Source organism: Frankia tisae (assembly GCF_025403405.1).
Lineage (GTDB): Bacteria > Actinomycetota > Actinomycetes > Frankiales > Frankiaceae > Frankia > Frankia tisai.
This window is the reverse complement of record NZ_JANEZT010000270.1, coordinates 1-9,521: the sequence shown is the minus strand read 5'-3', so window position 1 is coordinate 9,521 and position 9,521 is coordinate 1. Positions and strand designations below refer to the sequence as shown.

General features: G+C 72.4%; 11 protein-coding genes. 6 read left to right on the top strand and 5 right to left on the bottom strand.

Annotated features, from left to right (window positions below; translation table 11 throughout):
• Positions 1–196: 196 nt before the first annotated feature.
• Both NBZ85_RS22155 and NBZ85_RS22150 read left to right on the top strand, forming a co-directional pair.
• Positions 197–874 carry a hypothetical protein gene (locus NBZ85_RS22155; protein ID WP_261562526.1) on the top strand — a complete coding sequence of 226 codons (678 nt, stop codon included), beginning with the start codon at positions 197–199 and terminating at the stop codon, positions 872–874.
• Between the two features lie 126 nt (positions 875–1,000).
• A complete protein-coding gene (locus NBZ85_RS22150; RefSeq protein ID WP_261554735.1) occupies positions 1,001–1,156 on the top strand; it encodes a hypothetical protein in 156 nt (51 codons plus the stop codon).
• Positions 1,157–1,390: 234 nt separating this feature from the next.
• On the opposite strand, the gene NBZ85_RS22145 is transcribed toward NBZ85_RS22150, so the two are convergent.
• Positions 1,391–1,765 carry a winged helix-turn-helix transcriptional regulator gene (locus NBZ85_RS22145; RefSeq protein ID WP_261562525.1) on the bottom strand — a complete coding sequence of 125 codons (375 nt, stop codon included), beginning with the start codon at positions 1,763–1,765 and terminating at the stop codon, positions 1,391–1,393.
• Between the two features lie 95 nt (positions 1,766–1,860).
• Between NBZ85_RS22145 and NBZ85_RS22140 the strand changes: the two genes are divergently transcribed.
• Positions 1,861–2,547 carry an NADPH-dependent F420 reductase gene (locus tag NBZ85_RS22140; RefSeq protein WP_372517675.1) on the top strand — a complete coding sequence of 229 codons (687 nt, stop codon included), beginning with the start codon at positions 1,861–1,863 and terminating at the stop codon, positions 2,545–2,547.
• On the opposite strand, the gene NBZ85_RS22135 is transcribed toward NBZ85_RS22140, so the two are convergent.
• The 3 genes from NBZ85_RS22135 to NBZ85_RS22125 form a co-directional block, all read right to left on the bottom strand.
• The gene (locus NBZ85_RS22135; RefSeq protein ID WP_261562524.1) at positions 2,505–4,715 is read right to left on the bottom strand and encodes an MFS transporter; all 2,211 of its coding nucleotides are present in this window, start codon (positions 4,713–4,715) and stop codon (positions 2,505–2,507) included. The two genes, NBZ85_RS22140 and NBZ85_RS22135, sit on opposite strands and share 43 nt — an antisense overlap.
• A 29-nt stretch (positions 4,716–4,744) precedes the next feature.
• A complete protein-coding gene (locus NBZ85_RS22130) occupies positions 4,745–5,578 on the bottom strand; it encodes an alpha/beta fold hydrolase (RefSeq protein WP_261554731.1) in 834 nt (277 codons plus the stop codon).
• A 94-nt stretch (positions 5,579–5,672) separates the two neighbouring features.
• Positions 5,673–6,134 carry a cupin domain-containing protein gene (locus NBZ85_RS22125; protein WP_261554730.1) on the bottom strand — a complete coding sequence of 154 codons (462 nt, stop codon included), beginning with the start codon at positions 6,132–6,134 and terminating at the stop codon, positions 5,673–5,675.
• A 122-nt stretch (positions 6,135–6,256) separates the two neighbouring features.
• Here NBZ85_RS22125 and NBZ85_RS22120 point away from each other — a divergent pair, with 122 nt between their 5' ends.
• The 3 genes from NBZ85_RS22120 to NBZ85_RS22110 are packed head-to-tail and all read left to right on the top strand — an operon-like array spanning position 6,257 to position 7,567.
• Positions 6,257–6,916 (top strand): TetR/AcrR family transcriptional regulator, encoded by a 660-nt coding sequence (locus tag NBZ85_RS22120; RefSeq protein WP_261554729.1) that lies wholly within the window; start codon positions 6,257–6,259, stop codon positions 6,914–6,916.
• Between the two features lie 22 nt (positions 6,917–6,938).
• Positions 6,939–7,187: a type II toxin-antitoxin system Phd/YefM family antitoxin gene (locus NBZ85_RS22115; protein ID WP_261554728.1), complete on the top strand. Its 249-nt coding sequence runs from the start codon at positions 6,939–6,941 to the stop codon at positions 7,185–7,187.
• Positions 7,184–7,567 (top strand): type II toxin-antitoxin system VapC family toxin, encoded by a 384-nt coding sequence (locus NBZ85_RS22110; protein ID WP_261554727.1) that lies wholly within the window; start codon positions 7,184–7,186, stop codon positions 7,565–7,567. Before NBZ85_RS22115 ends, NBZ85_RS22110 begins: the two co-directional genes overlap by 4 nt.
• Positions 7,568–7,660: 93 nt before the next feature.
• On the opposite strand, the gene NBZ85_RS22105 is transcribed toward NBZ85_RS22110, so the two are convergent.
• Positions 7,661–9,521: FtsK/SpoIIIE domain-containing protein (locus tag NBZ85_RS22105; RefSeq protein ID WP_261562523.1), on the bottom strand; the 1,861-nt coding region annotated here is incomplete at its 5' end.

Below are 9,521 nucleotides of genomic sequence, written 5' to 3'. Positions count from 1 at the left end.
GACCAGCACCGGCCCGGACCCGAACCACGGACCGCGGCCGAATCCCGGCCTCACCCCAAACGTCCCATCCGACCCGCGCGCATTCCCACCGCCGGGCGCAGGCTCGATACCCGGCACAGCCTCGATGCCCGGCACAGGCCCGATGCCCGGCACAGGCCCGATGCCCGGCACAGGCCCGATGCCCGGCACAGGCCCGATGCCCCGGCTGGGTCAGGATCCGCGGTGGCCGCCGCCCGCGCCCGGGGAGGCGGCGACGCCGCGCCGGCCGTTTCGCGTCCTCGCCATCATCGCGGCCACCCTCGGTCTGGTCCTGGTCGCCCTGGCCGTGGTGCTGATCGTCCGTCGCGGCTCCGGCTCCGGCACCAATGCCCCCTCGGCCACTGCGTCCGGCACGACCGCCGGCCCGGTGTCGGGCTCGGGATCAAGGGCGGTCGGCGGCGACCCGCGCACCGCTACAGCCGCGTCGTCGAGCCCGGCCACGCCCGCCGGCGCGGCGGTACCGGCCGGTTACGTCGGCACCTGGCGCGGCGAGATCACCACCCCCTCGGGCCTGGCACAGAACGCCGTCATCACGGTGCGCGCGGGGATGACCGGGCAGGCCGTGGCACATTCCAACATCACCGTCGACGGACTGACCGACCTCGACGGGCAGCCCATCCGCTGCACCGGCGATCTGCGGCTCGTCAGCGTCTCCAACGTGGTGACGCTGCAGGACATCCCCGGCACGGGCTCGGACCCGAAGATTCTTGGCATCTCCGCGTGCTCCCACGGCGACCGAATATCGCTGCTCCTGCAGGCCGACGGCACGGTTCGCTTCGCCTCGGACGGCCCCGGCACCGGCAACCCAAGCGGCACGCTGACCCGTGACCGGTGACCGGTGGTTGCCACGATGATCTCGGCAACGGCGACGATACCTCATCTGATTTTCCGGTCGAGATAATCGACGTTTACGGTCTAAATTTATATATGTAATTCAAGGCGCATGGCAGGTCGGTCCCGCGTGACGCCAGCGACGCTCGACGTCCTCGAGGTGCACCTCGAGGACGATGTCGAGCCGTACGGCCTGGCGATCGCCAGGAAGGCCGGACTGGCGACCGGCAGCGTGTTCCCGATCCTGGCCCGGCTGGAACGCCTCAGTGACTCCTCTGACGGCTGAAGCCGTCAGCTTCTCAGGCCGCCTGAGCGTCAGGCTGAAGGACAAGCCCTGCCCGAAGAATGTCGACAGCCGCGTTCTCGTCCGCGTCCGCGATGTGCCCACACATCACACAGCGGAACACCCCCCAGCCCGCATGCTGATCGCCCCCACCCGGGCGGCGGCCTTCCTGCTCCGCGCCGAACCGCGCTTCGCGCGCGACAGGTCCCGCTGAGCAGCAGCTCAGCCGGGACGTCGTCACAGGACACCGGCGGCGTGTTCCTGGGCGTCGAGGAGCCCGTCGCCATGCTCGCGCGTCCAGTCGCCGAGCGCCTTCATCGGGCCGTCGACCAGGCTGCGCCCCAGCCGGGTCAGCGCGTACTCGACCCGGGGCGGGGCCTGCGCGAAGGCGCGGCGGTCCACCAGACCGTGGGCGCACAGCCGGCGCAGCACCTCGGTGAGGACCTTGTCGCTCATGCCACCGATCGCTGCCCGCAGCTCGCGGCGCCGCCGGGGGCCGGGGCGCAGCGCCATCAGGACGACGGGGTCCCAGGTGTGGGCGAGCAGATCGGTCGTCGCCCGTAGGCGGCAGTCCGCGACCAGCTCCACGCAGGCGTTCTCGGCCTCGCTCATCCTCACCATCGTCGCAGGTTCCCTACGCACCGATCGGTGCGTAACGAGATCTCTACCGTGGCTGCAGGACGGTCGGCGACATGAGGAGGGAACCAATGCGGATCGGGATTCTGGGCACCGGAGCCCTGGCCGAGGCACTGGGCACGGGCTGGGCCCGCGCCGGGCACGAGCTGGTGGTCGGCGGTCGGTCGCGGGCGAAGGCCGAGGCGCTCGCCGACCGCCTCGGCGGCGGGGCGCGGGCGGCCGACCCGCGGGAGGTGGTCACCGGGCGGGACGCCGTGCTGCTCGCGGTGCTGTGGAGCGGCGTCGCGGACGTGCTGCGCGACGTCGACGCGGCCGCCGGCACCCTGGCCGGGACCACCCTGATCGATCCGACCAACGCGGTGGAGCATGGCGTCGGAGTGCTGCTCACCGAACCCGGGACGTCCGCCGCGAGCCAGATCGCCGCGTGGGCTCCCGGCGCCCACGTGGTGAAGGCATTCCACCTGTTCCCCGCCGAGCGGTGGGCGGCGCCGCTGCCCGGCGGGGAGAACGGCACGGCAGACGCGACGGTGACGATCTGCGGCGACGACGCCGGCGCGCTGCGGATCACCGGCGAGCTCATCCGCGACGTCGGCGGGACGCCGGCCGTGCTGGGACCGCTGGAGCGTGCCCGTCAGCTCGAGGAGGCCGCGGGTTTCGTCATCGGGCTGGCCTTCGCGGGCTTCGATCCCAGCTCCGCCATCCCCCGCGTGCCGACTCAGGACCCGCAGTCGCCCTCCCGGGACGGCTCGACGACCTGACCGCCGGCCCAGGCGCTGCCGCCGTCCGTGCTCCCGCCGTCCGTGCTCCCGCCGTCCGTGCTCCCGCCGTCCGCTCGGAGCCGAAAGGCCGCTCGAAGCTCACGGAGCCGCTGCCGGTAGGGGTGGTTGGCGTTGTCATCCCCGTTGAGAGGCGGCTCCATGGCAGCGATCACCGCCGCCTCGACCTCTGTGGGATCAGGCCTGGCCACCCAGGAGACATGCAGGTAAGAGACCTGCCAGTGGCGCAGCCAGGCAAGCTGCGCAGGCGGTAGCAGGACCTTTCCGCCCTTGCGGAACGGGGTCAGGCCGCCCTCGGCCAGTAGATGGGACGCGAGCGTGAAGCGGAAGGTCGAGGAGCCCGTGTTGGCGGCGAGGTGTTGACGCACGATGCGCTGCCGGAGACTGGTACCTGCGATACCGACGTACAGCAGGCCGAGGGACATCGACGGGTGGGCAGCAGCCGGCACTCCCGGCAGCACCCCCGGAGTCGCCCACCAGGCGTACAGGCCCGGCTCACCCGGCACCGAGAGCGCTTGCGGGCCGACGAGGCTGGCCGCTGGTACGGGCATCGCCCGTAGGACCCGGCAGGCTTCTTCGGTGAGCGTCTCTGTGTCCTCTGGATCAGCCACGTCGTCCTCTGGATCAGCCACGTCGCTCAGTCTGCCAGTCGATCGAGGAAGATCAACGCTGCGCTGCGGCCGACGCCCGGGAAGCAGGAGCGACGCCAGGGCCGCGGTGGCGGTGATGACGGCGGCGCCAAGCAGCGCGCGGGCATAGCCGTCGGCGAGGTCGGTGGTCATTGGGCGGGTGTGCAGGCGTGCGGCGACGGTGTGGGCGGCGACGGTGGCCAGTATGGCGAGGCCGAGTGCGCCGCCGACCTGCCTTGAGGTGTTGACCAGGCCGGAGGCCAGGCCGGAGTGCGACCGGTCGATCCCCTGGGTGGCGGTGACGGTGGTGGGGGTGATCGCCAAACCCATGCCGAGGGCGGTCAGCAGGAACGGTGCCAGCACATCGGCGCGGTAGTCGCCGGTGGCGCCGACCCGCGACAGCCACGCGAAGCCGGCCGTGCTCAGGGTCATGCCGGCCGCGAGGAGGCGGCGGGGGCCGAGCGTCGCGAGCAGGCGGACGGCGATCCGGCCCCCGACGATGATGCTCAGGGCGCCGGGCAGGAGGCACAGCCCGGTGCCGGCGGCGTTGTAGTGCAGAACCTGCTGCAGGTACAGCGACAGCAGGAACCACATCGGGAACAGCGCCCCACCGACGAAGATCATGATCAGGTTGGCGCCGGCGAGGGGTCGGCGGCGCAGCATCGCCAGCGGGACCAGGGGTTGCGCCGTGGTGGCCTCGACGGCGACGAAGCCGGCGAGCAGCAGCGCCGCGGCGGCGAGGGGAACCGCGACGTGCAGGTCGGTCAGGCCGTGGGTTTCGGTGTTGACGACCCCGTAGACGAGGGTCGTCAGCGCGGCGGAGATGGCGGCGGCCCCCGGCAGGTCCAGGCGGCGTGGGGCGTCCGCGCTGCTTCCGCCGGCCACGCGCTCACCCGTCGTGGGAATGCAGCCGCCGGCCACGGCGAGGACGGCCACTCCGACCGGGACGTTGACGAACAGGACCCAGCGCCAGCCGAGGTACTGGGTGAGCACCCCGCCCAGGACCGCGCCGGCGGCACCGCCGGCGGTCGTCACGGTGCTCCAGGCGCCCACGGCTCGGGTGCGGGCCGTGGGCTCGGTGAACGTCGTGGTGATCAGGGTGAGGGTGGCCGGGGCCAGGAACGCGGCGCCGACGCCCTGGCCGACCCGGGCGGCGATGAGCATGGCGCCGCTGGTCGCCAGGCCACCGGCGAGCGACGCCAGGGTGAATCCCGCGAGACCCGCCTGGAAGACCCGTCGGACCCCCACGAGGTCCGCGACTCGACCGCCGAGCAGCAACAGGCCCGCGAACCCGAGGGTGTAGGCGGTGACGATCCACTGCTGGCCTGCGGCGCTCAGGCCCAGACCGTGCTGCATCGCGGGCAGCGCCACGTTCACGATGGACACATCGAGAATGACCATGAACTGGGCCACGCAGGCAAGCGTCAGGACCGTGGCGTTCGAGGAGGCCGGGGAGGAAGCCGGCGAGGATGGGGCGGGGCTGGCGACCGCGCGTGCTCGAGCGGAAATCGGAAGGGACACGGCGCTGGCCTCCTGGCTGGTCGGATGGTTCAGGACGTCGCCGGCTGCTCTTCGTTCACCGGCGGGCCGTCGAGGAACCGCGCGAGCAGGGTCAGCACCGCCTCGGGGGCTTCGAGGTGCGGCAGATGTCCGGCCCCGGGCAGCAGGTGGAAGGCGGCGCCGGGGATGGCGGCGGCGTACTGCCGGCCGTACGCCGGCACGGCCATCCGGTCCGCCTCGCCCCAGACCACGAGCGTGGGAACGACGAGTCCGCCCAGCCGCCCGGCCAGGCTCGGGTCCGCCATCGACGGGCCGCCGTAGGCCTGCAGGGCCATCCGGTTGCCCGCGGCGATGGACTTCTGTGCGTCGGTCAGCGCGGACAGGTTGATCCGGAACCGGTCCGGGTCGGCGTAGCTGAGGTTCACGACCTCGTCGAGCGTCAACGAGAAGAAGTCGGTGACGGGGTGCTCCGCGCTGGTCGGGCCGATGGCGTTGAGCAGGACGAGGCGGCCGGCCCGCCCGGAGGCGGCGAGGGCGAGTTCCGCGGCGATCCAGCCGCCGATCGAGTTCCCGATGACGGTCACGTCGGTGAGGCCCAGCAGGTCCAGCAGGCCGCGGTAGACCTCCGCGAGCCGGCGGACGGAATCGATCCCGGCGGGGCGCGGGGTGCCGCCGAACCCGGGATGCAGCGGGGTCAGCACCCGGGCCGGGCCACGGGCGGCCAGCAGCTCGGCGAAGCCCTTGACCGAGTCGGGACCGGCGCCGCCGTGCAGCAGGAGGACGGGGCGTCCCTCGCCTCGTTCGGTCACCGTGACGGGCACGGCACCGAACGAGGTGGGCACCTGGTGGACGGTCGTCGAGGTATGGGCGGTGGTGGTGGACATGCGATCTCCTCGCACAGAAAGAGGAAAAAGGGAACGTGGCGGCGCTTCGACGTCGAAGCGCCGCCAGGGGGCTGGCGGACCGCGCGGGGCCCGGTCAGTCGGCGTAGTCGGTGGACACCTCGGTGGCGTACCGGCTCATGACCTGCGCGGTCGCCTCGGGCGTCGCCGGGCCGGCCTGGGCGATCATGTCCCGCAGGTCGCGGAAGTACTGCACGTACAGGTCCGGGGTGAAGGTGTTGAGCAGCACCAACGGCTCGTCGCCGGGGTTGGCGAAGGTATGCGGGGCGCCGGGCGGGATCATCGCGAGGGTGCCGGCCGGCGCGTCATAGGTCGTGGTGCCGACGGTGAACCGGGCGGTGCCGGAGACGACGTAGAAGCCCTCGTCGTGGCGGCCGTGCCGATGCTGCGGCGGGCCGTCGGTGTGCGGGGCGAGGGTGATCTCCCCGATCCCGATGCGATGGCCGGTGGTGCTGCCGTCCTCCAGGATGCGCATCGTCGCGGGGCCGAGATGCACGGCCTCTCCGCCCTCGGGTCCGACGATCGAAACCTTGATCATGGGGTCTCCCTCCACGCCTTCGTGAGAGCTGACACTCATGAAGGTAGCGAGCTCTCTCCAATGATGCAAGCGTACTCTCATGAAGAGACATGGCTACCGCGAGAAGGTGGGGGACGTGGAGCATGGCCGACTCAGGCACCACCGGCCGGACGAATCAGAAGGCCAGGACCCGCAGGGCCATCGTGGAGGCGTGCCGCGAGCTGATCCGTTCGGGAGCCGAGGTCACGATGCCGCAGGTCGCGCAGCTCGCCCTGGTGTCCGAGGCCACCGCCTACCGCTACTTTCCCGACCTGGTCTCGCTGGTCCAGGAGGCTCTGGTCGGCCTGTGGCCGGACCCGGCGCAGGCCCTCGCGCCGATCGCCGGGTCGACCGATCCCGTGGAGCGCGTCGCCTTCGCCTGCGAGCACCTCCTGCGCGGCGTGCTCGCCTACCAGGGCGCGGTGCGGGCGACGATCTCCCACACGATCACCGCGCCGCCCCGGGCGCGCGACCGTCCCGGCCTGCGTTTCACCCTGCTCGACCACGCCCTCGCGCCGTTCCAGGCCCCGGGCGGACCGGCCTACCTACCCCCCGCCGCGATGGACCGCCTAAAACTTGACCTGGCGATCACCGTCAGCGCCGAGGCCCTGTTCGTCCTGACCGACCTGTGCGGCCTGGCACCGGACGAGGCGATCACCAGCGCGGTGCGCACCGCCACCACCCTCACCCGCGCCGCCTTCACCCATGACGTACAGGAGTCGAATCCGACGAATGGCCGGCAATCAGACGGAGAGGGGATGTAGCACAAGTGCTATCCTGGGAGGGGTGGATGAGATAGGACTCCGGGAGGTCCGGCAGAACGCCAGCGACCTGGTGCGGCGCGCCCAGGCCGGCGAGCGGTTGACCATCACTGTCGCCGGCCGGCCGGCAGCCGTCCTCGGCCCGGTGACCACGCGAGCGTGGCGCCACTGGGACGAACTCGCGGACGTCTTCGCCCAGCCGGCCGACGCCGACTGGGCCGCTGATCGCGAGCTGGTCGATGGCTCCCTCGCCGACCCCTGGGAAGATCGTTGAATCGCGGCGTCCTCGACACCAGCGTCCTGGTCGCCGCCGGCGTCGCCCCGATCCCCGGCGAGCTGGCGGTCAGCGTGGCCAGTATCGCGGAGCTTCAGTTCGGGGTCCTCATCGCCAGGACCTCCGAGGCCCGCGCCATCCGCCTCGCCCGCCTGAGCGCGATCCAACGACGGTTCGACCCGCTGCCCATCGACGGCGCCGTCGCTGACAGCTACGCACGTCTCGCCGCCCGAGTTGTCGAGATCGGACGCCAACCACGCTCCCGGACGATGGACCTGCTGATCGCGGCCACCGCACACGCCCACGGGGCCAGCGTCTACACCCGCAACGCCGCCGACCTCACCGGCCTGGAGGACCTCGTGAGAATCGTAGCGATCTAACAGCGCACGCCACCGAGCGGCTGAAGACAGATACGAAGAAAGAGCAGCTACTCAGCGAACGTGCCGGTGTCCTGGTGCCGTCGGGGTGCTGGTTCAGGTCTGGACGAATCGGGTGCCGCTTGCGGAGAGCAGGAAGCCTCGGCCGCGGCCTGGTCCACTCGGCGGGTAGGTGAGGTACCGGCCGCTGACGGGGTCGGACTCGCCGGGTTCCGGTTCGAGCACGAGTCGGGTCGGCGCCGACTTGAGCCGGCTCGCGGTCCAGGTGTAGTCGGCCGTGCGCAGTTCGCCGACGCGGGCCGTCGCAACCAGGCGGACGCGGGGGTGACGCTCTTGCAGGAAGGCGTTCAGGCTGTCGCCGAGCCGGGTCACATCGTCGATGAGCAGCAGGGCGGGCCGCTGCTCGCCCGCGGCTCGCTGGGCGAGGGTCACCGCCGTGTCGAGCTCACGCACCCGGTCCGCGGCTGGGCAGCCGGCGAGCGGCGAGTCGGCGGCAGCCGCCGCGTAGATCGCCACGGCGTCACCCAGGCTCGCCCGAGTGAGCTCCGCGAGTCGGCGCAGCAGCGTGCTCTTGCCGCAGCGGGGCGGCCCGTACACCAGGGCCGGACTGTCTTCCGCCAGATCAAGGCACACCTGCATGACCGCGCCGTCCTGGGTGGTGAGGCCCACCGGGATCACCAGCACGTCGTCGTCCAGGCGGGCGCCCCCGTCCGCGGTGAGTTCGTCCGGCTCGATCGTTGCCGGCAGGGCCCGGATGCGTCTGGGTAGGGACGCGGCGCGGGCGCCGTCCGCCCAGGCCCACTGCGGCGACTGACCCGGCCCGCCTGCGCCGCCGAGCAGGGCTCCGGGCACATCGGTGGGCAACGCTCCGGGCGTGGACTCGCGCGTGGTCCCGGCCGGGGAGACGGCGTCGGGGGTGGCGACCTGGACCTCCATCAACAGGTCGTTGCCGGTGGTCCACAGGCCCCGGCCGGGCACACCGCGTGGAATCGAGCGCCGTTCGATGTTGAGGTCGGCGTAGGCGTTGCGGTCCGGTAGCCGCAGGATGAGCCGCTGCGGCGCGCGGGCGGCGACCTCGTTGCGCACCCGGGTGCCGACGACGGACGCGGCGACGGCCACCTTCGACGCGGGCCCCGCGCCGATCACCGCCGCGAAGTCCTCCAGCACCGCGATCCCCTGTTTTGAGCTGACGGCCTCGTGCGCGTTCATGAAGCCACCCAGGTTGTCGATCAGCAGGATCGACTGGGCCTCGGCCGCTCGGCCCGCCGCGTCCAGCGTCCCCAGCCGGGCGATCCGGGCCCGCAGGTAGGCCAGCAGGTTCACCTGCCGCTCCCGCTCGTCGCCGAGGATGACGTTGCCGGCGCAGTGCGGCAGCGCGGCGAGCCCCTGCAGGTCGCCTCCGGCGAAGTCCAGCGCGTACAGGTGCAGCTCGGCCGGGGACAGCGAGGCGGTGAGACCGGTGGCAAGAACGGTCAGCGCGGTGGTGGCGCCGGCGCCCGGAGCGCCGAAGACGAGCAGGTTGCCGGCGTCGAGATGCCAGGCGACCGCGGGCTGGCGGGCGTGCTCGGACTCGTCCGGACGGTCTGCGCGGGCGAAGTACGCCGCGAGCCCGGCGGGACGCCCGGGTATCACCTCCCCTGCCCGGGCCTGGGCCACGACCTCGCCCGGTGCCAGCGACGCGGGCAGCGCCGGCGGCCAGACGTCCGCGACCGGCCGCAACTGGCGCCGGCCCAGCGCCGACCGGTGGGCGCGCCGGACTCCGGAGATCAACGCGCCCAGCTCGGTCCGCTCCCCGGCCTCGACATCCTCGTCGTCCTCGTCGTCCGCGGCACCGGTGCCGTTCGGCAGGTTGTCCACCTGCCACCAGGGCTCGTCCAGGGCGGCGATGCCCACCAGGTCCGCGCCGGGTGGGACGGCCGAGGCAGCTGTAGCAACCGCACTGGGCGTGGCAGTCTGC